Raw genomic sequence first — 24,319 nt, forward strand, 5'->3', positions numbered from 1 at the left:
CTCAGACCCCGGCCAGGGCCGCGTTCGCCCGCGCGGTGACCTCGGCGAGCACGCGGCCGGCCACGGCCAGGTCCTCGGCCGGCAGATCCCCGTACAGCCGGGCCGTGATCTCGGCGATTCCGGCCCGGTTCGCCTCCTGCCGGGCACGACCCGCGGCCGTGAGCACGACGCGCGGAGTGTCACCCGGGACCTCTTCCATCAACCCTGCGGCGGCCAGTTCGGCCAGCACCGTCTCGGCGACTTCCGCGTCTGTCTTCAGCGTGAAGGTCATACGGTCGACGAGCCCTGCCCGCTCCGTCGGCGCGCCGTGGTCCGCGGTGGCGTTCAGCGCCACCGACTGGTGGAACGTGGTTCCGGTGGCGGCCAGCCGTCGTTCGAGGACGGCCCGGGTGGCGTAATGGGCCTGGCCGATGATCTGGCCGTTGACGGTCGGTGCGGCAGACATGACTACTCCTTGGTCTCTTTGGTCGATGGACTCGGGACTGAGGGAATCGGAACGTCGAGAAGAGCTGTCACGGTGCGGATGAACACCTCGGTGTCCGCACCGTCCAGACCGCCCAGCGGGGCCAGTTGCCGATCGAGGAGGTCGCGCACGACATCGACCGCGCGGAGCGTGACCGTGCACCCCGCATCGGTCAGCGAGAGCTGGACCGCCCTGGTGTCGCCGGGGTCGGTCGTGCGCTCGATGAGGCCGGCGGCCTCCAGGGTACGGGCGAGCTTCGACACGTAGAGCGGTTCGAGGCCGGTGTGGTCCGCCAGTCGGCGCTGACTGGGCCGCAGCCCCGACTGCTGCATGCCGAGCAGGGATCCCAGTAGGGAGTACTGCGCGTGTGTCAGGCCGAGCGGCCCGATCGCCCGGTCCACGGCCACCCGCCACTTCATGGACAGGCGCCAGACCAGGAAGCCGGGGGTCGGTCCCTCAGATGTGCTGCTCATGAGAATTAATGTACATGGATACTATGTACATGGCTATTAAATTCGGCTGAAGCCCTCCGGGGCTGTCGGCCCTTGCCGTCGTTGCTGTTCCAGGGATCCGGACCGGCCGCCCGGCCGGACGTGGCCCCTCGCCTCCGGTGTTACGGGCGCCGTCCGCTCACCCGGGCCGTCGGGGCGTGCCCGGTGCGGGGGCGTGGCGGGCCGACGGTCCGGCCCCGTCGGACGGAACCCGGGCCGTGGGCGGACGTACCGGCGCCGGTCCCAGCGTGGTGCTGCCGGGGGAGGCACGGTGCCCGAGTCCGGTCCGGTAGGCGTCCATCGCCGCCTCGGTACGGCCGAGGCGGCGCAACAGATCTCCCAGCAGCCGGCAGGTGTCCGCGAGATCGCCCGCCGCGCCCGCCCGTTCCAGCAGGGCCAGCGCCGTGACGTAGTGTTCCTCGGCGGCTTCGAGGTCCCCCTCGTCCTCGTGGACGAGGCCGAGCAGCCGGTGCGCGCCTCCGGCGTGGACCGACCCCCGTTCGGGGTGCAGCTCGCCCAGGAGTCGGTGCAGCAGTTCCCGGGCCTCGGCCGTCCTGCCGCTTCGGCGCAGGACGTCCGCCAGTTCCACCTCGACCTGTGCCGTGTACAGCGCGGCCCGCTTCGACGCCAGCATGTCGCGGGCGGCGCGCAGTTCGGCCTCGGCGCCGGACAGGTCGCCGTCCTGTGCGCGCACGTAACCACGCATCCAGTGGCAGTGCGCCATCTCCGTACGGATCTGGAGCTGCTGGTAGATCTCGGCAGCCTTCGCGAGGGAGGCGTCGGCCTCCGTGGTGCGGCCCGCCGCGATCAGTGTGCGGGCGACGCTTCGGTGCAGTCCGGCGACCAGCTCGGGATCGGACACCTGCGGTGCGAGAGCCAGGGCCGACTCACCTGCCTGTGCGGCGCGGGCGTGGGCGCCCATGTCCATGTACGGGGCGATCGAGGCCGTGTACAACAGCAGCAGCGCGCCGGGGTCCTGCAGTCCGGAGGAGTTCAGCTCGTCGATGGCGCTCTCCAGCAGGTAGCAGGCGTACCGGAGTTCGCCCGCCAGGAGATGGGCGACCGCCCGGCCGCGAACGGCCGGGGCGCGCCGGGGGAGTGGCGCGTCCCGGAGGAATTGCTCCGCGCTCTCGAAGTGCTCACGGGCCACGGGCAGATCACCCGTCTCCAGCGCGCACTGGCCGAGCCCGAGGAGTGCCGTGGCGCGTTCCTCGCCGAGACCGAGCCCCTCGGCCTCGGCGAGCAGTCGGGCGTAGGTGGCGGCGGCGTCCTCGGCGGCGCCGGTGGCCAGCGCCCGCTGTGCTTCCACGAGTCTCAGTCGCAGATCGGTGGCGAGATGGGCGGGGCGCCCCGTCGCCAGCTCCTCGTACGTCACGCCGAGCCGGTCGGCGAGATGGCGCACGGCCGCTTCCGACGGGCGTACCCGGCCCGCCTCCAGAGTGGAGACGTAGGCCGGGGTGTACGCGGGCTCGGCGAGCTGACGTTGCGTCAAGCCGCGTTCGGCGCGAAGTCGTTGCACGCGCCGCCCGATGGCTTCGGCATCGCTGTCGGATCCGTGCGAGGAGTTCGGGGCGTGGGCGTCGTGCGGTCCGTCTCCGGGGAACGTGCCGGCTCCTCGTCCCGCTGTGCGCTTCTCGTTCATCGCGCCCCGTCCTTCCGCCTCGCCCGGCCTCGAAATGTGGCCCATGCATCGTAAATGCCCGGTTGGATGGCTCAACCGACAGGCTCTCCGCTCTTGTTGGGAACGCCGCGCGCTTCTATGTTAAGCGTCGACTTAATTCGACTTAACTTATGGGTTACGTGACGACGGGTAGTCCGAAGTGCCCCAGGACCTGGAGGAGTTGTCCATGCGCATACGCACCCACGCGCGCCGAGCGACGGGAACGGTGGCGGGATTCGTTCTCGTCGGCCTCCTGGCCGTGGCCGCCGCACCCGCCTCGGCGTCGGTCACCGCCGCGGACCGCGACGGCGGCCGACGCGTCCAGGCCGAGTACTTCCCCGATCCCGGCGGTCCGGGCAGGACCGTGGAGGTCCCCACGACCACCTCCGCCCAGCGGGGCGGCGGTACCGCCGCCCCGCTGAGCGCTGCCGGAGCCGCCGCCGACGGCACGGTGGGCCGGCAGGCCGTGACCGGCCCCACCGACGACCGACTGGACGTCGTGATCATCGGGGACGGCTACACGGCGGACCAGCAGGACGACTTCCACGCGGACGCCACCGCCAAATGGGCCGACATCACCGCCCTGGAGCCGTACAGGAGCTACCAGGGCCTGTTCAACGTCTGGACCGTCGACGCCGTCTCGCGTGAATCCGGTATCAGCGGCGATCCCGGAACGGACACCGCCCGGGACACCGCACTCGGCAGCTACTTCTGGTGCGCGGACACCGAGCGACTGATCTGCACCGACATCGACAAGGTGGCCGCGTACGCCGCGAAGGCCCCGGCGGCCGACCTCGTGGTGGTGATCGCCAACTCCACCAAGTACGGAGGCGCGGGATACTCCGGACTGCAGGCCGAGGGGTACCCCTTCGACGGGGTCTCCACACTCTCCTCCGACCACGCCTCGTCGAGCCTGATCGCCGCTCATGAGATCGGGCACTCGGTGGGTCTGCTCGACGACGAGTACACGTACGACGCGTACGGCACCTGGACCGGAGGCGAGCCGGGCGGCATCAACTCCACCACGTACACGCCGGCGCAGCTCATCGAGAAGCGCGCCAAGTGGTACCGCTGGCTGGGGCGGACCGACCCGTCCGGCGGCACGGTCGGCACGTACGAGGGAAGCGCCTACTACCCGTTCGGCATCCAGCGCCCGACCGCCTCATCGATCATGCGTGAGCTGAGCAACACCGAGTTCAACCTGCCCGGACGTGAGGCGATGATCGCGGGGTTCTACCGCGCGGGCAACGCGCTGAGCAGCACCGTCGACACGGAGGCGGCCGTGGGCCGGGGCCGCGGTATCACGGTGACCCTCGCGAACCTCGGGGCTGTCGGTACCAAGCCCCACGCGCACCGGCCCGACGCCGCCGGACTCGCCAGGACCGATCTGCGCTGGTACGTCGACGGCGTCGAAAGAGTCGTCGCCCGGGGCCGTACCTCCGTCACCCCGGCCTCGCTCGGTGTCCGCGCGGACGGCCGCGGCCACAAGGTGACCGCAGAGGTGGTGGACCGCACCGACGCCATTCGCGACCCCGCGGTCCGTGCCCTGGCCACCGAGACCCTCACCTGGCGCGTGGCGGCGACCGGGCACCGGTAGCAGGTGCTCAGGCGATGATCGGGATGACGGCCTCGGGCGTCAGCATCCGGAACGTGAACGCCTGATGGAAGTAGAGCCGGATGCTGGTCGCGTCGTGGTCCAGGTAGCCGATCGACAGGTCCTGGCCCAGGCGCAGCTCGAAGTCGCCGCCACGGGTGGACAGCAGCACACCGCCCGTGACGGCAGGGGCCCACAGGATCTGGTCGTCGAGCAGCCTGGTCAGATGCGTGGCCACCGGGTACCCGTGGTCGGAGGTCTCGGTCGCCTCGGTGAAGGCGTCCGCACCGAGCAACAACCGGTACGGCCCGTCGACACCGGCCAGCCGCAGCTGGGTCAGCGCCTGGCTGACGGCGGCCGGGTAGTCGCGGGCGTCGGCCGGCAACGGCAGCGGTGCGTGCGAGGAGCCGTCCCGGAGTCCGGTGATGCCCGCCGACGCGTACCCGTCGATGATCGCCATGTCCTCGGCGAACGCGCAGGTACGGGCCGCGTCCTTGACGGGCTGCCAGTCGCTGTCGTCGGAACCGCGTTCGACGTCGTCCACGGCCGACCGGGTCACGGTGAACGGCACCCGCCAGTCGATGACGGGCATCGAGGTACGAGCCCTGGCGAGCACATCCGGCGTGGGAGGATCGATGTCCCGCAGATGACCGTCGCCGACGGCCGCCAGTTCCGGGCCGTCCGGACCGGTGACGTCGACGACACGGCGGCTTGCCAGATGGCGGCTGAAGGTGCGCCGGGCCTCTTCTTCGATCTGGTCCCAGGCGGCTTCCGTGACAGGGGCGAGCTCGCGGTGGAGGTTGTTCATCACTGGGCGCTTCCTTGCAGGCTGCCGATGCGCAGCGAACCGTCGTCCGAACGGACCGGGACCGGGGGCCGTGCCACCGGGGCGGACGCCGGCTCCGGCAGGGTCTCGGTGGCGGTCACCGCGGGCGACGGCGGCGGGGCGTCGAAGAAGTCGGCGCCGGGGACATAGAAGAGCGTGCCGGTGACCGCTGTCGAGAAGTCGAGGATGCGGTCGTGCGTGCCGGGCGGATCGCCGAGGAACATGTTGCGGAGCATCTGCTCGGTCACGCCCGGGTCGGCGGCGTAGCCGATGAAGTAGGTGCCGAACTCGCCCTGTTCGAAGCTGCCGAACGGCATGTTGGCCCGCAGGATCTCGCGTTCCGTGCCGTCGGGGTCGGTGATGGTGTTGAGGGCGACATGCGAGTCGGCGGGCTTGACGTCGTCGGCGAGTTCGATGTCGGTGAACTTCGTACGGCCGATGACGCGTTCCTGTGCCTCGGTGCTCAGCGCGTTCCAGGACGCGAGATCGTGCAGATACTTCTGCACGACGACGTAACTGCCGCCCGCGAACTGCGGATCCTCCGGGCCGATCAGGGCCGCCGACCGCGCGTCCGCCCCGACGGGGTTCTCGGTGCCGTCCACGAAGCCGAGCAGATCCCGGTGGTCGAAGTAGCGGAACCCCTGCGTCTCGTCGACGACCTTCACCGACCCGCCCAGCCGGTCGAGCAACTGGGACGCCCACTCGTAGCACACGTCCATCCGCTCGGCCCGGATGTGGAACAGCAGGTCTCCCGGGGTCGCCGGAGCATGGTGGCGGGCACCGTGCAGTTCCTGGAACGGGTGGAGCCCCGCAGGCCGGGGGCCCGCGAACAGCCGGTCCCAGGCGTGGGAGCCGAAACCGGTCACGGAAACCAGCTCGGTGCCCGGGAACCGGAATCCGATGGAGCGGGCGATCGCCGGAAGATCCGGCAACACCCCGCGCACGACGGCCTCGCCACCGGGCTCGATCGTGGCGACCAGGATCAAGGCCGCACTGGTCAGCGGCGTGACGACGGGCTGCGCCGTGACCGGCTCCGGCGTGGCGTCGGGCATACGGGGGCTCCATGGGGCGTGAGCGGTACGGAACGACAACGGCGAGCGGTGCGGGGGCGACAACAGGCCCCCGTTGCCACTTACGCACACGTACGGCAACGCCGCACCCCGGGAGACCCGACCGGGCGACCTCCCGGCCGGGTCTGTCAAGGTCCCGAGTCCCGAGCCCGGACACCCGGAAGCCCGACGACCCGCGATTCCGACGACCCGCGATTCCGGCGCCCGCGATTCCGGCGTCCGGGAAGCGCGCGCGGGCGTGACGCCGCTCGCCCTCTCCCGTCGCTGGGACAGCTCATGCCCCGGCCCGTGGACGGGGAGGGACTCGGAGGGCCGTCGCGCACCGGGCCGGACCCGACGTGCGCGCGCCGGCGCCCCGTGCCTCAGCCCGCCCCGACCTCGGAGCGGTCACCGCCCCAGAGCGTGTGGAAGGAGCCCTCGCGGTCGGTGCGCCGATACGTGTGCGCGCCGAAGAAGTCGCGCTGCCCCTGGGTGAGCGCCGCGGGCAGCCGGTCCGCGCGCAGTCCGTCGTAGTACGAGAGCGCGGCCGCGAAACCGGGTGTCGGCACGCCCTGCCGCACGGCCTCGACGACCACCGTCCGCCAGTCGTCCTGCGCCGCACCGATCTCCGCCGCGAACTGCTCGTCGGAGAGCAGGCTGAGCAGGTCGGGGCGGGCGGCGTAGGCCGCGCGGATCCGGTCCAGGAACGCAGCCCGGATGATGCACCCGGCCCGCCAGATCGCCGCCACCGCGCCGAGATCGATGTTCCAGTCGTACGCTTCGCTGCCCGCTCGGATCTGATGGAACCCCTGCGTGTACGAGACGATCTTGGACGCGTACAGCGCCTGCTCCACCCGGTCGGCGAAGGCGGCGGCCTCGGCCTCCCCGAGCGGCGTGGCCGACGGGCCCGCCAGACCTTTCGCCGCCTCGCGCAGATCCGCGTGGCCGGACAGCGAGCGGGCGAAGACGGCCTCCGCGATACCGGAGACGGGCACTCCCAGGTCCAGCGCGATCTGCACCGTCCAGCGGCCCGTGCCCTTCTGCTCCGCCCGGTCCTGCACGATGTCGACGAAGGGCTGACCGGTGGCCGCGTCGGTATGGGCCAGGACCTCCGCCGTGATCTCGATCAGATACGAGTCGAGGCGGCCGGTGTTCCAACCGCGGAAGGTCTCGGCGATCTTCGCGGGGGAGTAGCCGGCGACGGTGCGCAGCAGGTCGTACGCCTCCGCGATCAGCTGCATGTCCGCGTACTCGATGCCGTTGTGGACCATCTTCACGAAGTGCCCGGCCCCGTCGGGACCGATGTGGGTGGTGCACGGGGTGCCGTCCTTCGCCTTGGCGGCGATCTTCTCCAGCAGCGGCCCCAGCGATGCGTACGACTCGGCCGAGCCGCCCGGCATGATGCTCGGCCCGTTCAGCGCACCCTCCTCGCCGCCCGAGATGCCGACGCCCACGAAATGGATGCCGCGCCCGCGCAACTGCTTCTCGCGGCGGCGGGTGTCCTCGAAGTGCGCGTTGCCACCGTCGATGATGACGTCGCCCTTCTCCAGGAGCGGGGCGAACTCCTGGATCACGGCGTCCGTCGGACCGCCCGCCTTGACCATGATGACGAGCCGGCGCGGACGTTCCAGCGCCGCGACGAACTCCTCCGGTGTACGCGCGGCCACGAAGGAGCCCTCATCGCCGAACTCCTCGACCAGTGCGTCCGTCTTCGCGGTCGTCCGGTTGTGCACGGCGACCGTGAAGCCGTTGCGTGCGAAGTTTCGAGCGAGGTTGCGGCCCATGACCGCGAGGCCTGTGACGCCGATCTGTGCAGTGCCGCTCATCTGTCTGCTCTGCAATCTGTGTCGGGAATGCCGGGTTCTCCAGTATGGATACGGGGCGTGGCGACGGCCTGCCAGGGATGGGCCGTATGGACGTGCCGGGGCCGCGGGCTCCCGCACGCTCCGGCCTGCGAGCGGCGCGGACGCGGGCGGGGTCGCGCCGGAGCGGGCCGGCCGGACCGGATCAGCCCGGAGCCCCGGGTCGGGTTGCGGCCATCGGCGTGGTCCCCTCGACCGCGTCCATCGCCGGCCGGGGCGCGGCCGTGGCCAGTGCGGTCACCTCGGCCCGCGCCGCGGCCAGCGAACTCTCCGCCAGCGGCCGGAAACGGGCCAGGTGCGGGACGAGTCCGGCCATGGTCATCTCGACGCCGACGAAGCTCAGGTTCTCGTCCGCCACGCCCCGCGCGCAGAAGTACGTCCGCAGGTAGGGCGTTTGGAAGTCCCATGCCTCGCGTGGGGTGCCCGGACCGTAGGAACCGCCCTGCGTGGTGATCACCACCACCTGCGTAGCGCGTAGCAGGCTCTCCCCGGTGTCCGGGTCGGTGAAGGCCCCGGGAAAGCCCACCCGGTCGATCCACGCCTTCAGCGAGGCGGCCACCGAGTAGTTGTACATCGGGGCACCGACCAGCAGGGTGTCGGCCGCCAGCAGTTCGGAGACGAGCGGTCGGGTCAGTGCCCACTCCCGTTTCTCGGCCGGGCCCTCGACCAGGGCGTCGACTTCCGGCGGCGGGACGAGGCCGTGTCGCTCCACGCGTCGCCCGAGCGAGCAGTAGGCGGTGCCCAGCGGCGGCACCGGGTCGACGGTCAGATCCCGGTACCGGTAGCCGGCCGTGCCGTGCACGGACCGCCAAGTGTCCGCGAACAGCGAGGTCAGCTGTCTGCTGAGGGACTCACCGGAACGATTGGCGCTGGAATCCAGGTGCAGCAAGGACGTCATCACTTCTCCTGTCACTTCGGCTACGTTGCGTTCGTCATGGGAGCTGACGGGGCGGGACGGAGAAAGGTGACCGGTGGACGAGCGCGACGGGCTGGCGGAACGATTCGAGACGCAGCGCGGCAGACTGCGCGCAGTCGCCCACCGGATGCTCGGATCGTTGGACGAGGCCGATGACGCCGTGCAGGAGGCATGGCTGCGGCTCGGTCGGATCGACGCCGGCGAAGTGGACAACCTGGGCGGCTGGCTCCGGACCGTGGTGACCCGCATCTGCCTCGACATGCTGCGCTCCCGCAGCTCGCGGCGGGAGGACCTGACCGCGCAGGAGACGCTCGACCACGTCGCGAACCCCGCGCGGGCGAACCCCCGGGAAGATCCGGAGGACGAGGCAGTGCTGACCGACTCGGTGAGCCGAGCCCTGCTCGTCGTGCTGGACGCACTCGGCCCCGCCGAACGGGTCGCGTTCGTGCTCCACGACATGTACGCCGTGCCGTTCGACGAGATCGCGCCGATCGTGGAGCGCACACCGGTCGCCACGAAGAAGCTCGCCAGCCGCGCGCGCCACAAGGTGCGGGGCAGGCCGGTGGTCCCGGCGTCCGAGCTCGCCCGGAACCGGCAGGTCGTCTCGGCGTTCCTCGCCGCCGCGCGGGCCGGTGATCTCGGCGCGATCCTCGCCGTGCTGGACCCCGACGTGGTGCGCCGCGCCGATCCCGCCGCCCTGCCGCCGGGCGGAGCGACCGTGGTCCGCGGCGCACGGGCCGTGGCGGAGGGCACCGCCGCACTGGCGCAACGGTCCCGGCTCGCGGAACTCGCGCTGGTCGACGGTGCGGTGGGTGTCGTCGTGGCCCCGCGCGGACGGCTTTTGTTCGCGCTCACCTTCACCGTCGAGAACGACAGGATCGCCGCGTACGAGGTGATCGCCGACCCGGTGCGCCTCCGACGGCTCCGCCTCGCCGTCCTCGACTGACCTTTGACGGAACTGAGTTGACTTGATGTCAGGCCTGGTCGGCCTTCGGCTGCGCGGGACCGCCCCGGGTTCGTCGCGACTTCGCGCCGGCCCCGGAGCCGTACGCGAAGCCGGGGAGCACCGAGACGCGACCGGCGGGGCGGGGGCGGGAGCCCTCGTCCCACCCGTCGCGTCCTCGGACGAGCCGTCCGTGACGGACGGACTGTCCTCGCTCCCTTGTCACCGGCCTTTGTCTGCCCATAAGTTGGGCGCTTGCGACGTGTCCTACTGCCAGTGGGGGAGCCAAGTCATGGCCGCGAACGGACGGCACCGCAGATACCAGCCCGGCCGGCTCAACCGTGCCTCGCTCACGGTAACCGCCGGAGGTGCGGGCATCGCGCTCCCACTCATCGCGGCCGCCTCGGCAGGCGCCGCCTCGGCGGACGTCTGGGAGAAGGTCGCCGCCTGCGAGTCCACCGGCGACTGGCACATCAACAGTGGCAACGGCTACTTCGGCGGCCTGCAGTTCACCCGGTCGACGTGGGCGGCCTACGGAGGCACGGTCTACGCGCCGCGCGCCGATCTGGCCACCAAGGGGCAGCAGATAGCGGTCGCCGAGAAGGTGCTCGAAGGGCAGGGGCCGGGTGCCTGGCCGCGCTGCTCGACCCGGGCGGGGCTGACCAGCGGCGGGGATGCCCCCGACATCAGCCCGCAGTCGGAGCGGACCGGTCACGCCAAGGTGCCCGGCAAGGCCACCGCCGGAAAGCCGGAGACGAAGCGGACCTCCACGACCGCCACGCCGACCACCGTGCCCGGCAAGCGTGAGATGTACACCGTGGCCCGTGGCGACTCGCTCTCCGTCATCGCGGAGACCGAGCACGTCCGGGGCGGCTGGCTGCATCTGTACGCGAAGAACCGGGAGGTCGTCGGTGACGATCCGGATCTCATCCTTCCAGGGCAGCGCCTGAGCCTGGACGAGTCCCGGGCACCGAGGAAGGGTTCCCAGGCGGGTTCGGCCTCGGCGGCAAAGCCGAACCCGAAGCCGAAAGCGAAGAAGCAGGCGACGACCGCACCGCACGAGAAGGCGAAGCCGCAGCGCCGGACGGCCTCACCGAAGCAGCAAGCGACCACGCCCCGGCACGAGCCCGCGAAGCCGCACCACCAGACCGCGAAGCCGAAGAGGGCCGAGGTCCATGGACCGGCGCGGGCGGAGAAGCACTCCGGCCTCGTCGCACCGGTCGCGGCGGGGATCGGCACCCCGTACCACCGATCCGGTTCCTGGGCCAGCGGCTACCACACCGGTGTGGACTTCCCCGTCCCGACCGGTACCTCGGTGAAGGCGGTGGGTTCCGGCACAGTCGTCTCGGCAGGCTGGGCGGGGGCGTACGGGTACCAGATCGTGATCCGGCACAGCGACGGCAAGTACAGCCAGTACGCGCATCTGTCCGCGCTTCACGTCCGTGAGGGCCGGCACGTCTCCGCCGGACAGCGGATCGCGCGCTCGGGCTCCACCGGGAACGTCACCGGTCCGCACCTGCACTTCGAAATCCGCAACGGTCCCGGCTACGGCTCGGACGTCGACCCGCTGGCCTACCTCAGAGCGGGCGGCGTCAGCGTCTGAACGGCGCTCCGGGGCCCGTCCGGATCAACCTGCGCGGTGGACCCCGCGGACGTGCCAGCCCGCCGTGCGGAGCGGGAACGCGAAGTGCGGCCGGTCGTGAACTCCACCTGCCCGAGCCGATGCTTCAGCGGCATCGTCAGCTGCAGGGCCGGGGCTGCCGAGGACTTTTCGGTGACGACTTCTAGGGTCGAGGCGGGCGTCGACAGCGCGGGCTCATGACGAGCCACGACCGTCCGGTCAGGCTGAGACCGACCAACCGTCGGCTCTACGACGCCCTTCGTGCCGGGGGCCGCGCCCGAGTCCTCCGGGTACGTCACGTCGCCCGGGACGAGGCCCGCCAGGTCGCACGGGGCGACCGGGTGCGCACTCCCGGCCTGCCGCCCGGCGCGCTGCTCCGCGCCCAGCCGTTCCGTCGTCAGCAGTATCAGCCCACCCGCGGCGACCACCCCGCAGGCGAGGGCGAGCATCGTGCCCGTCGTACCGTGCCGGAACCGCTCGTCGAACAGGGTGATGCCGACAGCCGCGGCTATCACCGGGTTCACCACGGTCACGGTGGCCAGCGGCGCGGTCAGCCCGGCACCCCGGTACGCGGCCTGGGAGAGCAGCAGCCCGGCGGACGCGAACACGCCGATCGCCAGCAACGCCGGCATCCCGGCTCCCGCGGCACCGGCGGCCCACTGCACCGCCACCGTCTTCGTGAACACGGAGGCGATACCGAAGGCCACACCCGCGCCACCTGCCAGGATCACGCTCCTCACCACCGGTCGGTGCGAGCCCTTGGCGATCAGGCAGAGCGCCGCGACCACACCGAGTGTGACTCCGGCGAGCATCAGCTGATCCGTGCCGTTCAGGGTGTGCGACTCGGCGTTCCCGGTGAGTGCGAGCAGTCCCGCCAGACCGACGGCCGCCATGATCGCGCCGCGCCAGGCGGTGGCCCCCGCCCGGCGGCGTACGAAGAGCGCCGCCATCGGCAGGGCGAAGACGATGGTCAGCGCACCGAGCGGCTGGACCAGGCTGAGCGGACCGTAGGCCAGCGCCACGACATGCAGCACCGCCCCCACGCCGTTCAGTGCCACGGCGGCCCACCAGACGGGGTTGCGCAGGGGTGCGAACGAGCGGCCGTCTCCAGCCGTGGCCACGTGCTCCTGGACGATCGCCCCGGCCGCGTAGGCGACCGCGGAGACCAATGACAGAAGCACGGACAGCGCAAGGGAACTCATGTACACCACGATGTCTCTTCAAAGTGGCTGCGTCGTCGTCCTTGAGGCGGCGATCCGGCGTACTGCCTTGGTAGTACGGAATCACTCCCAGTGTCCTCCTCCCGACGGTAGTCGTCCCTCCGAGGGACCCGGAGCGATCATCCCGACGGGTTACGGTGAGGGCCGGGGCGCGGCGATCCGGGTGCCCGCGATGTTATCGGGGTGGCGGCGGGGAGCCGGGAAGGAGCAGCGTGATGGACGAGCCCGCGGCGGATTCGCCGGCCGGATTCTTCGCACTCCGGACGTCCGCGCCGCCCGACGGGGCGCATCGGCCGCTGGCCGTCTTGTACGCGGGGGAGTCCACGCAGCTGAGGGCTCGTATCGACGCCGTCGAAGACCGGCTCGGTACCTCCGAGCGCAGGGTCGCCGTCTCCGTCGCGCACCTGGGGCTGGCCGCCCGCCTCTGGTCCGTCGCACTCGGCCCGGCGGCCCTGACCGGGCGCTTCCCCGCCCTTTCTCCCGATGCCCTGCTCTGGGACCCGCGGCACACCTTTCCCGACGACCTGTGGCTGAGCTCGGCCGCGACGCTGCGCGCCACGGCCGGGAACATCCGGGAAGCGGTTCAGTACGGCCATCTCGTTCCCCTCGCCGAAGCGATCCACCGGGACGGCCCCCTGTCGGACCGGCTGCTCTGGGGCAACGCCGGGTCGGCGCTGGCAGGGTCCCTGCGGGAACTGGTCGCCTGGGCCCGTGAGCATGGCCGTCCCGACGTGTCGGGCCGGGCCCGTGCGCTGGTCGCCGAACTGTTCGACCACCCGGACCTGCGGAACACCGGCGGCCCGCACGACACGGCGTTCCGCCGCCGCAGTTGCTGCCTGTACTACCGCTGCCCGGCGGGCGGTCTGTGCGGCGACTGCGTCTTCGAAAGCGCCTGACACGCCCCCGCGTCGCGACCCCGCCCGGCCGCGACGGCGCCGCGGCCGGAAGACCGGCGGGGCCGGGTCACCCGCCGGGTACCACCTCGACGGAGCCGATGTATTCCTGGGTCTCCTCGGCCGGGAGACGGACGGCCTGGGCCCAGAAGTAGATCACCAGACTGAAGGCGGCGATGAGGACGATGTCCCACCACAGCGGAAGCGCGTCGGTCGCACCGCAGGAAGCGGACGATGCCGGGCCCGTGCTGCAGAAACCGCCCTGCCAGGAGATCAGACCCATGCCCACGAGGTAGACCGGCAGCCACTGCGCGGACCGCCAGTCCATGTGCGGAACCCTCGGGTTGAGCTTGAGCAGGGCGGAGCCGCCCAGCAGCAGATAGCCGAGCACGATGGCCACACCGAGCCGCCACAGGGTGTCCCAGCCCGCCCAGTAGATGATCAGATTCGAGACGATGAAGGCCACGGGCGCCCAGAACATGCCCCCGCGCAGCCGGTACGGACGAGGCCGGTCCGGGTCCTGTTTGCGCAGGCACCCGAAGGCCAGCGGCGCCCCCGCGTACATCAGCACACTCGCGGACGTGACGAAGCCGACCAGCTTCTGCCACGTGGGGAACGGCAGGAACACGACGAGCCCGATCACGAAGGCGAAAAGCAGGCTGAACCATGGGACCCCGTGCTTGGTGGTGCGCTCGAAGGCCACCGGGACGTAGCCGTTGCGGGACAGCCCGTAGGAGACCCGTGAGGTGGCCGTGGTGTAGATCAGGCCCGTGCCGGACGGTGACACGACCGCGTCGATGTACAGCAGCGTGGCGAGCCACCCGAGCCCGACGGACGTGGCGAGCCCGGCGAACGGACCCGCCTTTCCACTGAAGGTGAGGTCGGCCCAGCCGTGGGCGAACGCGCTGTGCGGCAGGGCGGCGATGAAGACGACCTGAAGTGCCACGTAGACGAGGACGCCGATGAGAATCGAACCGATGACCGCCCGCGGGATGTCCCTGGCGGGATCGCGGCTCTCGCCCGCCAGTTGATCCGCCTGCTCGAAGCCGAGCAGCGCGAAGATGATGCCGCTGGTGCTGATGGCGGAGAGCACGCCCTTGGCGCCGAAGGGGGCGAAGCCCTGGTAGCCGAAGTTGGCGCCGTGGAACGTGGTGGCGGCCAGAACGACGATGGTGAAGACGGGGACGGCCACCTTCCACCACGTCGCCACGCTGTTGGTGTGGGCGAGCCATTTGATGCCGAAGAAGTTGACGACGACGAAGAACGCCATGAACGCGACGGCCAGCCCGTATCCCGCGGGTGTCAGATGATTCTTACCGGTCTGCACCCAGGGGGCGTGGACGCTGAGATAGTTCAGCGACGCCATGACCTCGATCGGCGCCACGGTGACGGCCTGGAGCCACGAGAACCACCCGAAGGACGCACCGGCGGCGCTGCCGAACGCGTAGTGCGGGAAGCGGGCGGTACCGCCCGCGACCGGGTACATGGCTCCCAGCTCGGCGTGGACGAAGGCCAGCACGATGATGGCGAGCGCCCCGATTCCCCAGGAGACGAGTGCCGCCGTGCCGGCTGCCTGTGCGGCGAACAGTGCGCCGAACAGCCAGCCGGACCCGATGATGGACCCCTCCGAGGTCCAGATGAGACCGATCAGCCCGATGTCCCGCTTGAGGCCCGGGTTCGTGGGCGCCGAGGGCGCGACCGGCCTGGACATCCGCATGGTGCATGCACCCCTTGCTCCGGCGGGGATGAGGCGTGGGGGTGTAGATGTGCCTCTGGGGACCTCAACAAGATGCCCCGATCCCGGTGAATCGTTCCCGGTGCACGCGGAAGTTGCGCCACTCGGCCCTGTAGTCCTGGTTCGGACACCAGGGAGCAAGTAGCCCGCCGGTAGGGATTCCGGCCGTCGGCCGTGACGGACGAGGAACGGCTGACGGAGTGGCTGCCGACGGAGGTCTGCCCGGTTGAGCCGGTAGGGGGGCCGGTAGCGGGAGGCCCTTCCGGTGCGGTGCTGGACCAGCTTCCCGAGCTCGTGCCACGTCCCCGCCGGGCCGCGGACGGACGCAGCACGGACCACGCGGCCGGCGCTGTGACTCCGGTGTTCAGGTACCGCTCCGGCGGCAGAACTTCGCCTGAAGAAGATCGGTGAAGATACCGATGGGGTCGTCCCAACCGCCATCGCTCCAGTCGCCGTTGACGTTGGTGGAGACCAACTGTTCGCCACCACGGGTGCCGTAGGTGTAGGACCACGATCCGAAGAGCGCACCCCCCATGCCCCAGACCGTCTTCCCGCACGGCAGCCCGACCGAGGAGACGCCGAGGCCGTAGGCGGCGTTGGAAATCCAGTCGCGGGTGGGCACGGTGGTGAACATGTCGTGTTGCTGGTCCGGCGGCAGTATCCGGCCCCCCAGCAGGGCGCCGAAGAACCGGTTGAGGTCCCCGGCGGTGGAGATCATGCCGCCGGCCGCCCAGAACATGGATGAATCGAGCTCGGTCGCGTCGTGGACCGGCGCGCCGGGGTCGGTCCGGAACAGCTTCGTGTAGTGCCGGGAGTGCGGCCCGTGGATCGTCGGATCGCTGCCGTGCGGCAGGTACGTGCCAGTCAGGCCGAGTGGGCGGGAGATCCGTTCTGTGATCTCCTCGGCAAGCCCGCGGCCGGTGGCCCGTTCGGTGATCATGCCTGCGAGGACGTAGTTGGTGTTGGAGTACGCCCAGCCCGAACCCGGTGTGAAGGCGGGCGGATGGGAAACGGCGATCTGTGCCAGTGACCCGGGGGTGTGTGTCTCGTGACGGTTCAGCGCCTCCAGGTCATCGGTGTAGTTGAAGATCCCGCTGGTGTGGTTGAGCAGCATTCTGATGTTCACCCCGGCACCGTCGTAGTGGCCGTGGATCATGCCGGGCAGCCACTGCTCCACGGTGTCATCCAGGCTGAGCCGGCCTTCGGCCGCCAGTTGCAGCACGACGGTGGCCACGAACGTCTTGCTGATGCTGCCGATGCGGAACCGGTCGTGCTGTGAGCGCTCGCGGCCGGTTCGGGTGTCGGCCACTCCTGCGGTCCCGAACCACTGCCGGTCGCCGTCGCGGACCTCGGCAAGAATGCCGGGCAGGCCGCCTTGAGTCACGGCTTGCCGAAGTAAGCGCCGGATCGCCTCGTATTCGTTGGCACTTGAGGCCGGTGCGGGCTCGGATACAGCGACCGCAGCCTCGGGTGGCTCGGCGCCCGGTCGGCCGCTGCCCGTACGAGCCGTGTGTTGATGCATGTGGTTCTCCTCGCCCTGCGCGACCCGCGGATGGCCGCCCGGCCTCTCCGCAGCGTGATTCCGTGGCCCACCGGCTCTCGCCAGGGGCTCGGGCCCCGGCACAGCATGCGATCCATCGCGCATGCCCGCAGGACCTGCTGCACATCCCGGCCAGGGCACCGCCGCGGGGTGAATTGGCCGCGTCAGCTGATTCCGGTGGTCACTGATCCTGACTGTGGAGCGTCTGCCGTACGCGGTCGGCCAGTTCGGCCTGATCGATACCGGCCAGGGCGAGAGCACGTGGCACGGTGCCGATTTGAGCCTGCAGGATCCCGAGCAGCAGATGCGCCGACCGCAGGTCCTTCTTGCGGGCGGAGGCGAAGCTCCGCTCCAGTGCGAGTCTGGCGGACGCACCCATCTTGGGCTGCTGGGAAGCGTGGCTCGGCCTGGGAAGGTCATAGGTGGACGGAGACACTCCGATCACGCTCAGGCTGTGCTCGAACTCTCGGTCCAGTGCCTCGCGGACAGCAGCGCGATCGAGTCCGGCCGAGGCCAGGACCTGCTGTGCGGTGGACCCCTGATCGGCGGCGATCGACAACAGGAGATGGTGCGCGTCCATTGTTGCCGACCCGTCCTCGTGGGCTTCGTCCGTCGCCCGCACGATGACCGCGTGCAGGTACTTGTCAAACGCGCTCATTGCCGCGCCTCCTCAGCTCGACTCCGGCGGCGATGAGCCGCTTGGCGTGCTTCTTGTGGACGGCTTGGCGGGTGACACCGAGTGCCTCGGAGACCTGTGGCCAGCCCCAGCCCGCTCGCATGGCCTGCTCGACAGCGGCGTCCTCCAGTTGATCGGCAAGGCGCCGCAACGCCACGACAGCCGCCAGGGTGTCAGCGGGCTCTTGAGGAAGGGGATTCTTGGCGGCGGACATGTAAGCAACTGTAGTTGACTAATGGAGATGGTCAACCCGAGTTGCTCATGGCTGGGGCGGGGTGGTGCGTCGGGGGCTTGTGATCACGGGCCGACATGTCGGCAAACGGCGGCATCCTCAAGTGATCGGTGCGCCACCTGCGGGCGCGCCGACGGCCGGCGCGGCGGGTGGTCGGGTGGGTGCGGTGTCCGTGGTGCACGCCGGGCAGGGGGCGGGCCGTTCCCGACTTGTCATGCACCTGGACAGCGGATCGGGTGTCGTGCTGTCATGCCAACTGCCGTTCCTTCCAACGTTGTACATCCTGCTGCAACGAGCCGCCACCCTTCCTCGACAAGGAGGATCCGTGCGCATCAGAAAGAAACTGGTTCTGCTTCTCGCTGCCGTTCTCGGCGCCGCCGGCCTGTCCGCGGTGCCCGCCGCTTCGGCTGCCCCGGACCCCGGGGGCACCGGTGAGGTGCATGGGCTGAAGGGCGAGTACTACACGCATACCGCCCCCGGCGCCTTCGACTTCGGGCAGCTCAAGGCCACCGGATTCGATCCCGACATCGACTTCCCCACGCTTGAGCCGCGGTTGGTCGCGGCGACCGGGCAGAGCGACGACGTCAGCATCCGCTGGACCGGAAAGATCGTTCCGGAGAAGACCGGAGCGCACGTGTTCTCGATGATCGGGGACAACGGCTTCCGGCTGTGGATCGACGGGAAGCCGGTCATCGACCACTGGGTCGACGACTGGGAGGTCGAACAGACCTCGCAGCCGGTCGAGTTGACCGCGGGCAAGGCCTACGACCTCAAGGTCGAGTTCTTCGAGCACCAGGGAGGGTCCAACCTTCACCTGAAGTGGACCGAACCCGGTGGCGGCAAGGTGCCGGTGCCGCAGTCCGCCTTCCGGCTGCCGGACGACTTCGCGTACGACGGAGCCATCGCCGCCACGGTGCTCGCCGACGGCCGTGGCCTCAAGCTGGACTTCGCGCAGAAGCTCGCGCCCCTGCCCGCCGGTCTGGCCAACCATCTCGATGCCGTGATCGGCGGTGCCACGTGGCCGCTCGGCGCCGTCAAGGCGGACCCGGCCGACCCGCGCAGCCTCACCGTCGCGCTCAAGGAGCCGGTCGTCGGCAACAAGAACGGTGACGCCAAGGGGCTCGCCGATGTCCGCTACGACGGTGCGGGGGCCCTGGCGGGGGAGGACGGCAAGCCCGTCGGCGCCTTCTGGTCCAGTGGGCCCAATCGTTCGAAGTACGAACTGCGTACCGGGTGGGCCGATGAGGTGGGCCCGCACAACGCGCTGCCCGAGTACCCGCGACCTCAACTCACCCGCGACAACTGGCAGAACCTCAACGGATCATGGGAGTACGCCCCGGCGAGGGCGGGGGAGCGGCCCCCGGTCGGCAGAAAGCTCGGTGAGAAGATCCTCGTTCCCTATCCGGTCGAGTCGCAGCTCTCGGGGGTCGAACGGCACGAGGACCGGATGTGGTATCGCCGCACCTTCACCGTTCCCAAGGACTGGAAGATCGGATCCGACAAGCGTCTTCAGCTGAACTTCGGGGCCGTCGACTGGCAGTCCGAGGTGTACGTCAACGGCAGGAAGGCCGCCGAACACAAGGGCGGCTACGACAAGTTCAGTGCGGACATCACCGATGCGCTGAAGCCCGGCCGCAACCAGGAGCTGATCGTCGGTGTCCACGACCCGACCGATTCCGCGAACGGCGAGAACCCGCCGATGGGCAAGCAGCGCCTGGACCCGAGCGGCATCTGGTACACGCCGTCGTCCGGGATCTGGCAGACCGTGTGGATGGAGCCCGTCGCCGCCGATCACGTGGACTCGCTGAAGCTCACCCCCGACGTCCGGGGCGAGAAGGTGGCCGTCGAGGTGCACGGCGTACGGGACGGGGTGCCGGTCACGGCCACCGCCTACGACGGGAACCGCAAGGTCGGGAGTGTCAGCGGACGTACCGGGGCGGCACTCGACCTCGGTGTGCCCGACCCGCACCTGTGGTCCGCGAACGACCCGCATCTGTACCGGCTGAAGGTCACCGTCGGTTCCGACCGCGTCGGCAGCTACTTCGGGATGCGGTCCATCGCCGTCGAGAAGGTGAACGGCACCCCGCGCACCGTGCTCAACGGCAAGCCGGTCTTCCTGATGGCCACCCTCGACCAGGGCTTCTGGCCCGACGGTCTGCACACCGCGCCCACCGACGAAGCGCTGGCGTACGACCTGAGGATGCACAAGGCGATGGGGTTCAACTCCGTCCGCAAGCACATCAAGGTCGAGCCCGACCGCTGGTTCTACTGGGCGGACAGGCTGGGCCTGCTGGTCTGGCAGGACATGCCCGCGATGAACACCGTCAACCCGTCCGCCGCCGCGCGAGCCGAGTACGAGCGCGAGATGAAGGAGATGATCGACGAACACTCCAGCCACCCGTCCGTCGTCATGTGGGTCACCTTCAACGAGGGCTGGGGCCAGTACGACCAGGCCCGCGTCGCCGAGCAGGCCAAGTCCTGGGACCCGACCCGGCTCGTCGACAACATGAGCGGCCTCAACTGCTGCGGCGCGGTGGACGGCGGCAACGGTGACATCGCCGACGCGCACGGCTACCCGAGTCCCGCGCTTCCGCGGCCCGACGGGAGGCGCGCCCTGGTCAGCGGGGAGTACGGCGGGCTCGGCCTGGCCGTGCCGGGGCACGCCTGGGCCGTACAGCAGTCGTACATCGCGGTCGACCCGGCCACCTACACCGACGACTATCTGGCCCGGCTCGACGAGGTGCGAAAGCTCGCCTGCAACGGCAGCAACGGCGCCGTCTACACCCAGATCTCGGATGTCGAGGGAGAGTTGAACGGACTCCTCACGTACGACCGCCGGATCGTCAAGCCCGATGTCGAACGCATCAGGGCGGCACAGGAGGCGCTCGTCCGCGACGCGTCGAATCCGGTCGTGGCGGGGTGTCCCACCGGCTGATCCATGACAGCGTTCCGGCCCGTTCCGGCCCGTCCGGGGCGGGCCGTATCCGTCCACACCTCTGGCCCGGATCGCCGGGAAACCAGGAACGAGCGCGCCCGGCAACGGCTTCCCGACGAGCGTCCGAGTACCGGTGGGCGGTGAGCCGTGGGCTCGGGACAACAGCGTCCGCGGACACCCGAGGCACCGGACCGGCCGTGGTCGTGGGGCGGGCGGCGTCCCGCCCGCCCCACAGCTCAGCTGCTCAGCTCGAACTCGGCCCGGATGCGTTTGCCCACCGGTACGCGCTCGGCGGTCAGCCGGTCGCACAGGGCCACGACGATCTCCATGCCGTGGCCGCCGGGGCGTGTGGGGTCGGGCGAGTAGAACAGTGGCAGGGCCGTGCTGCTGTCGTACACCGTCACGCTGACGCGCTCCGCGGTGCCCTCCAGCTCCAGCAGATACGGGCCCTGACTGTAGCGGTCGGCATTGGTGACCAGCTCGCTCACGGCCAGCATCAGATCGCTGCGGGTGTGTTCGCCGAACACCGCGAGCCATTCGGCCGCCAGCCGGACCAGAAAGCGATCGGCCAGCTCCCGGGCCTGCGCGATGCAGCCCGGCTCGCCGTCGAACACCTCGGCGCTGTGCAGAACCTCCGTGGGCCGGCCCGGGGAGGGGCGACCGGCCGGCCGGGAGGTGACCTGTTCGTTCATGTGCTCCAGCCAGGGCGACGCAGGGGTGTTCGATGACAGCTTCTCGCCGTTCGCCTACCCGCCACGAACGGTCCCACTCCGGGGAGAACCCGGCAGATCTCAGCCAAGGCCCGGCCTTGTGGCGGAAGGATCCACGACGGACGGTCGCGCCGTCGGGTGCGCCGGCGCGGAGGGGGCGACGGGAAGGGTGAAGTGGATGCAGGTGCCTTCGGCGGCGGTCTCCGGGTCCAGCCGGATCCGGCCGCCGTGGAACTCCACGATCTTGCGACACAGGGCCAGGCCGATGCCCGTCCCCTCGTACTCGTCCCTGCTGTGCAGTCGCTGGAAGACGACGAAGACGTCCTGCGCGGACTCCGGTGCGATCCCGATGCCGTTGTCCGTCACCCGGAAGTGCCAGTCGTCGCCCTCCCGCGCACAGCCGACCGTGATCCTGCACGGCACGTCGGGGCGGCGGAACTTCACCGCGTTGCCGATCAGGTTCTGCCAGACCATGGCGAGCGCCGTCGCGTCCCCGGTCACTTCGGGCAGCGGACCCTCCCGTACGACCGTCGCACCGGACTCCTCGACGACCAGCGCGAGATTGGTCAGCGCGCGGTCGAGGGTCCGGTCGAGGCCGACCGGTTTCCACTTGTCGTGCACCCGGCCGGTACGGGAGAAGGTGAGCAGATCGTCGATCAGCACCTGCATCCGCCCGGCGCCGTCGATCGCGTAGTCGATGTACTGCCGCGCCCGGTCGTCGAGCTCCGGGCCGTACCGTTTCTCCAGAAGCCGGCAGAACGAGGCGACCTTGCGCAGCGGTTCCTGCAGATCGTGCGAGGCCACATAGGCGAACTGCTCCAGCTCTCCATTGGACCGGCGCAGCTCCCGAGTCTGGTCCGCCAGCAGCGTCTCGCGCTCCCGGGACTCGGCCAGCTCCTCGACGATACGGCGACGCATGTCCTCCACGGCCGCCGCCACGGCCCGCACATCGGACGGGCCGTCCACTTCGATCCGATTGTGGAACGCACCCGAGCTGACCGTCTCCGAGGCGCCGGTCAGCCGGCTCAGCGGTCGGCCCACCATCCGGTTCAGCAGCAGACTCAGTGACAGGACCGCGAGCAGAAAGCCCAGGACCAGCGAGATCAGCACCTGGTCGCGGGTGGTGCGGGCCGTGCTCAGATCGGCGCGGGCCCGGTCGCGCGCCACGTCGAGGTGTGCCTGCTGGGTGGCGTACAGCCGCCGCAGGGTGTCGAATTCGCGGTTGCTCCGCCGGATCGGGGCGGAGGACTCGGACGCGGGGCCGTCCTGCCGTACCGCGGCGACCAGCGGCTCGGCGTGCAGGCTGCGCCACTCCCGCGCGGCCGCGGCGATCCGGTCGAGATCGCGGGCGAAGGGCTGCTCGTTCCCGACGAGCGCGCGCACTCTGGCCAGCCGCAGCTTCTCGTCCCGCATCCCCGCCTCGTAAGGCCGAAGGAACGTCGAATCACCGGTGAGCGCGTATCCGCGGACCCCGGTCTCCTGGTCCAGCAGGGCGTTCTGCAGTTGGAAGGACGACGAGCGCGCCGGCTGGATCCGGTCCACCAGTTCGGTGGTGCGGTCGGAAATCCGGGCGAGCACCATGCCACCGACGGTCAGTTCGGCACAGACGACCAGCACGAAGACGGCGAGAATCAGATGGACCCAGTTCTGGACCGACAGGCGGGAGGCCGAGCGGCGGGGGGACCGTGGTGCGTCCCGGCCGCTCACCGCGGTTCCTCCCGCCCCCAGCCCAGGTGGAGCACGGCCACGTCGTCGGCGAGGCCGCCGTACGGGGACGCGGCCACGGCGGCCTCGTCGACCAGGGTGTCCACGAAGGCGCGGGCCGCCAGTGACCCGTGTCGGCGGGCCATGGCGAGCAGCCCGTCCTCGCCGAGCCGGGTTCTCGGTCCCGTACGCCCTTCGAAGAGGCCGTCCGTGAAGAGGACGATCCGGCCGTCCCCCGGCAGCGACAGCTCCGAGACGCTCCAGTGCCCCGTCCCCGGCAGCAGTCCCAGCGCCATGCCCGGCTCGGGCTCGATCCAGCTCACCCTGGCACCGCCGCGCAGCAGCAGCCCGGGATGACCGGCCCGCACCACCCGCACCCGGCATCGGTCCGGTGTGAAAACCAGTGAGGTGACGGTGGCGAAGACATGCGGGTCGGAGCGTTCGGCGACGAGGATCTCCTCCAGAAGGCGCACCTGTTCGGCCTGACCGGTGGCGCACAGCACCGCCGTGCGCCACGCCACCCGCAGGCAGACGCCGAGCGCCGCCTCGGCCGCCCCGTGCCCCGACACATCGCCGATCACCGCGTGCACCGTGCCGTCGGACGTCTGCACCACGTCGTAGAAGTCACCGCTGAGCAGGGCCTGCGCCCGGCCCGGTGCGTACCGCGCCACCGCTTCGAAGGACTCGTCGTGCAGCAGGGGCACGGGCAGCAGACCGCGCTCCAGACGGGCGTTCTCCTGCGCCATGAGCCGGTTGGCACGCAACGCGGCGGCGGCCCGCTCGACCTGCTTGCGCTGGAGGGCATAGCGGACCGAGCGCCCCAGCGCCTCCGGATCGAGCCGGCCCTTGACGAGATAGTCCTGGGCACCGGTCGCCACGGCCGACAGGCCCGTATCGGCCTCGGACCTGCCGGTCAGCACGACGATGGCCGCGTCGGGCGCCGACTCCACGATCCTGGTCACGGCGTCCAGGCCGTACACGTCGGACAGGTGGAGATCGAGCAGGACGCAGCACGGGGTCCGGCAGCCTGCCAGGAACCGGCGTGCCTCCGTCAGCGTCCTGCACCAGGTCAACGCCGAGTCGAGCTCACTGTCCGCGAGCATCTCCTCGACGAGGAGCGCGTCGCCGGCGTCGTCCTCGACCAGCAGGATCACGGCATCGACGTCCCAGACGGAACCGCCGCCGGCCGAGGGGTGCCCGTTCTGCACGGGGACGGCGGCCGGGCGCACGGGCTGTGCCGGGGATCCGC

Annotated in this window: 20 protein-coding genes; 5 read left to right on the plus strand and 15 right to left on the minus strand. The window is 70.5% G+C overall.

The window, feature by feature from the left end; translation table 11 throughout:
- Window position 1: 1 nt before the first annotated feature.
- The 3 genes from ACIOHC_RS16180 to ACIOHC_RS16190 form a co-directional block, all read right to left on the minus strand.
- On the minus strand, window positions 2–445 hold the full coding sequence (locus ACIOHC_RS16180; RefSeq protein WP_351087160.1) for a hypothetical protein: 444 nt from the start codon (window positions 443–445) through the stop codon (window positions 2–4).
- Window positions 446–447: 2 nt separating this feature from the next.
- Window positions 448–936 (minus strand): MarR family winged helix-turn-helix transcriptional regulator, encoded by a 489-nt coding sequence (locus tag ACIOHC_RS16185; RefSeq protein ID WP_351087158.1) that lies wholly within the window; start codon window positions 934–936, stop codon window positions 448–450.
- A gap of 157 nt (window positions 937–1,093) precedes the next feature.
- On the minus strand, window positions 1,094–2,596 hold the full coding sequence (locus tag ACIOHC_RS16190) for a tetratricopeptide repeat protein (RefSeq protein WP_401843007.1): 1,503 nt from the start codon (window positions 2,594–2,596) through the stop codon (window positions 1,094–1,096).
- 205 nt (window positions 2,597–2,801) lie between these two features.
- Here ACIOHC_RS16190 and ACIOHC_RS16195 point away from each other — a divergent pair, with 205 nt between their 5' ends.
- Window positions 2,802–4,211, plus strand: coding sequence for a M64 family metallopeptidase (locus tag ACIOHC_RS16195; RefSeq protein WP_365691637.1), 1,410 nt, complete (start codon window positions 2,802–2,804; stop codon window positions 4,209–4,211).
- A 7-nt stretch (window positions 4,212–4,218) separates the two neighbouring features.
- On the opposite strand, the gene ACIOHC_RS16200 is transcribed toward ACIOHC_RS16195, so the two are convergent.
- From ACIOHC_RS16200 to ACIOHC_RS16215, 4 genes are all read right to left on the minus strand, one after another.
- Window positions 4,219–5,016 (minus strand): family 1 encapsulin nanocompartment shell protein, encoded by a 798-nt coding sequence (locus ACIOHC_RS16200; protein ID WP_351087073.1) that lies wholly within the window; start codon window positions 5,014–5,016, stop codon window positions 4,219–4,221.
- Window positions 5,016–6,086: a Dyp-type peroxidase gene (locus ACIOHC_RS16205; RefSeq protein ID WP_351087075.1), complete on the minus strand. Its 1,071-nt coding sequence runs from the start codon at window positions 6,084–6,086 to the stop codon at window positions 5,016–5,018. Before ACIOHC_RS16205 ends, ACIOHC_RS16200 begins: the two co-directional genes overlap by 1 nt.
- 380 nt (window positions 6,087–6,466) lie before the next feature.
- On the minus strand, window positions 6,467–7,909 hold the full coding sequence (gene gndA / locus ACIOHC_RS16210) for an NADP-dependent phosphogluconate dehydrogenase (protein ID WP_401843008.1): 1,443 nt from the start codon (window positions 7,907–7,909) through the stop codon (window positions 6,467–6,469).
- A 181-nt stretch (window positions 7,910–8,090) separates the two neighbouring features.
- Window positions 8,091–8,843, minus strand: coding sequence for an NAD(P)H-dependent oxidoreductase (locus ACIOHC_RS16215; protein ID WP_351087079.1), 753 nt, complete (start codon window positions 8,841–8,843; stop codon window positions 8,091–8,093).
- Window positions 8,844–8,916: 73 nt separating this feature from the next.
- Between ACIOHC_RS16215 and ACIOHC_RS16220 the strand changes: the two genes are divergently transcribed.
- Together ACIOHC_RS16220 and ACIOHC_RS16225 are read left to right on the plus strand one after the other, a co-directional pair.
- Window positions 8,917–9,807 (plus strand): sigma-70 family RNA polymerase sigma factor, encoded by an 891-nt coding sequence (locus ACIOHC_RS16220; protein ID WP_351087081.1) that lies wholly within the window; start codon window positions 8,917–8,919, stop codon window positions 9,805–9,807.
- 289 nt (window positions 9,808–10,096) lie between these two features.
- Window positions 10,097–11,407, plus strand: a complete 1,311-nt coding sequence (locus tag ACIOHC_RS16225) for a peptidoglycan DD-metalloendopeptidase family protein (protein ID WP_401843010.1) — start codon at window positions 10,097–10,099, stop codon at window positions 11,405–11,407.
- On the opposite strand, the gene ACIOHC_RS16230 is transcribed toward ACIOHC_RS16225, so the two are convergent.
- Entirely contained in the window at window positions 11,377–12,627 is a 1,251-nt protein-coding gene (locus tag ACIOHC_RS16230) for a DMT family transporter (RefSeq protein ID WP_401843011.1), read from the minus strand. The two genes, ACIOHC_RS16225 and ACIOHC_RS16230, sit on opposite strands and share 31 nt — an antisense overlap.
- A gap of 233 nt (window positions 12,628–12,860) precedes the next feature.
- On the opposite strand from ACIOHC_RS16230, the gene ACIOHC_RS16235 reads away from it, so the two are divergent.
- Window positions 12,861–13,541, plus strand: a complete 681-nt coding sequence (locus ACIOHC_RS16235) for a (2Fe-2S)-binding protein (RefSeq protein ID WP_401843013.1) — start codon at window positions 12,861–12,863, stop codon at window positions 13,539–13,541.
- 67 nt (window positions 13,542–13,608) lie between these two features.
- Here ACIOHC_RS16235 and ACIOHC_RS16240 read toward each other — a convergent pair whose 3' ends face one another.
- From ACIOHC_RS16240 to ACIOHC_RS16255, 4 genes are all read right to left on the minus strand, one after another.
- Complete coding sequence (locus ACIOHC_RS16240) at window positions 13,609–15,255, minus strand: APC family permease (RefSeq protein ID WP_351081433.1); 1,647 nt, start codon at window positions 15,253–15,255, stop codon at window positions 13,609–13,611.
- A gap of 382 nt (window positions 15,256–15,637) precedes the next feature.
- The gene (locus tag ACIOHC_RS16245) at window positions 15,638–16,795 is read right to left on the minus strand and encodes a serine hydrolase domain-containing protein (RefSeq protein ID WP_389637357.1); all 1,158 of its coding nucleotides are present in this window, start codon (window positions 16,793–16,795) and stop codon (window positions 15,638–15,640) included.
- 199 nt (window positions 16,796–16,994) lie between these two features.
- A complete protein-coding gene (locus tag ACIOHC_RS16250) occupies window positions 16,995–17,471 on the minus strand; it encodes a Clp protease N-terminal domain-containing protein (RefSeq protein WP_351081429.1) in 477 nt (158 codons plus the stop codon).
- Window positions 17,458–17,703, minus strand: coding sequence for a hypothetical protein (locus tag ACIOHC_RS16255; RefSeq protein ID WP_351081427.1), 246 nt, complete (start codon window positions 17,701–17,703; stop codon window positions 17,458–17,460). The genes ACIOHC_RS16250 and ACIOHC_RS16255 overlap by 14 nt, the downstream gene beginning before the upstream one ends.
- 343 nt (window positions 17,704–18,046) lie before the next feature.
- On the opposite strand from ACIOHC_RS16255, the gene ACIOHC_RS16260 reads away from it, so the two are divergent.
- Entirely contained in the window at window positions 18,047–20,656 is a 2,610-nt protein-coding gene (locus ACIOHC_RS16260; RefSeq protein WP_401843015.1) for a PA14 domain-containing protein, read from the plus strand.
- Between the two features lie 236 nt (window positions 20,657–20,892).
- Here ACIOHC_RS16260 and ACIOHC_RS16265 read toward each other — a convergent pair whose 3' ends face one another.
- The 3 genes from ACIOHC_RS16265 to ACIOHC_RS16275 form a co-directional block, all read right to left on the minus strand.
- Window positions 20,893–21,348: an ATP-binding protein gene (locus ACIOHC_RS16265; protein WP_351081423.1), complete on the minus strand. Its 456-nt coding sequence runs from the start codon at window positions 21,346–21,348 to the stop codon at window positions 20,893–20,895.
- A 99-nt stretch (window positions 21,349–21,447) separates the two neighbouring features.
- The gene (locus ACIOHC_RS16270; protein ID WP_401843017.1) at window positions 21,448–23,073 is read right to left on the minus strand and encodes an ATP-binding protein; all 1,626 of its coding nucleotides are present in this window, start codon (window positions 23,071–23,073) and stop codon (window positions 21,448–21,450) included.
- Window positions 23,070–24,299 carry a fused response regulator/phosphatase gene (locus tag ACIOHC_RS16275; RefSeq protein WP_351081441.1) on the minus strand — a complete coding sequence of 410 codons (1,230 nt, stop codon included), beginning with the start codon at window positions 24,297–24,299 and terminating at the stop codon, window positions 23,070–23,072. The genes ACIOHC_RS16270 and ACIOHC_RS16275 overlap by 4 nt, the downstream gene beginning before the upstream one ends.
- Window positions 24,300–24,319: the final 20 nt, after the last annotated feature.

The sequence above is a fragment of the Streptomyces sp. NPDC088252 genome (genome assembly GCF_044740965.1).
GTDB lineage: Bacteria > Actinomycetota > Actinomycetes > Streptomycetales > Streptomycetaceae > Streptomyces.

Excerpts from the sequence above, each read along its gene's own strand:
- ACIOHC_RS16180 (WP_351087160.1), bottom strand. The coding sequence starts at position 445 with ATGTCTGCCGCACCGACCGTCAACGGCCAGATCATCGGCCAGGCCCAT.
- ACIOHC_RS16185 (WP_351087158.1), bottom strand. The coding sequence starts at position 936 with ATGAGCAGCACATCTGAGGGACCGACCCCCGGCTTCCTGGTCTGGCGC.
- ACIOHC_RS16190 (WP_401843007.1), bottom strand. The coding sequence starts at position 2,596 with ATGAACGAGAAGCGCACAGCGGGACGAGGAGCCGGCACGTTCCCCGGA.
- ACIOHC_RS16195 (WP_365691637.1), top strand. The coding sequence starts at position 2,802 with ATGCGCATACGCACCCACGCGCGCCGAGCGACGGGAACGGTGGCGGGA.
- ACIOHC_RS16200 (WP_351087073.1), bottom strand. The coding sequence starts at position 5,016 with ATGAACAACCTCCACCGCGAGCTCGCCCCTGTCACGGAAGCCGCCTGG.
- ACIOHC_RS16205 (WP_351087075.1), bottom strand. The coding sequence starts at position 6,086 with ATGCCCGACGCCACGCCGGAGCCGGTCACGGCGCAGCCCGTCGTCACG.
- gndA (WP_401843008.1), bottom strand. The coding sequence starts at position 7,909 with ATGAGCGGCACTGCACAGATCGGCGTCACAGGCCTCGCGGTCATGGGC.
- ACIOHC_RS16215 (WP_351087079.1), bottom strand. The coding sequence starts at position 8,843 with ATGACGTCCTTGCTGCACCTGGATTCCAGCGCCAATCGTTCCGGTGAG.
- ACIOHC_RS16225 (WP_401843010.1), top strand. The coding sequence starts at position 10,097 with ATGGCCGCGAACGGACGGCACCGCAGATACCAGCCCGGCCGGCTCAAC.
- ACIOHC_RS16230 (WP_401843011.1), bottom strand. The coding sequence starts at position 12,627 with ATGAGTTCCCTTGCGCTGTCCGTGCTTCTGTCATTGGTCTCCGCGGTC.
- ACIOHC_RS16235 (WP_401843013.1), top strand. The coding sequence starts at position 12,861 with ATGGACGAGCCCGCGGCGGATTCGCCGGCCGGATTCTTCGCACTCCGG.
- ACIOHC_RS16240 (WP_351081433.1), bottom strand. The coding sequence starts at position 15,255 with ATGCGGATGTCCAGGCCGGTCGCGCCCTCGGCGCCCACGAACCCGGGC.
- ACIOHC_RS16245 (WP_389637357.1), bottom strand. The coding sequence starts at position 16,795 with ATGCATCAACACACGGCTCGTACGGGCAGCGGCCGACCGGGCGCCGAG.
- ACIOHC_RS16250 (WP_351081429.1), bottom strand. The coding sequence starts at position 17,471 with ATGAGCGCGTTTGACAAGTACCTGCACGCGGTCATCGTGCGGGCGACG.
- ACIOHC_RS16255 (WP_351081427.1), bottom strand. The coding sequence starts at position 17,703 with ATGTCCGCCGCCAAGAATCCCCTTCCTCAAGAGCCCGCTGACACCCTG.
- ACIOHC_RS16265 (WP_351081423.1), bottom strand. The coding sequence starts at position 21,348 with ATGAACGAACAGGTCACCTCCCGGCCGGCCGGTCGCCCCTCCCCGGGC.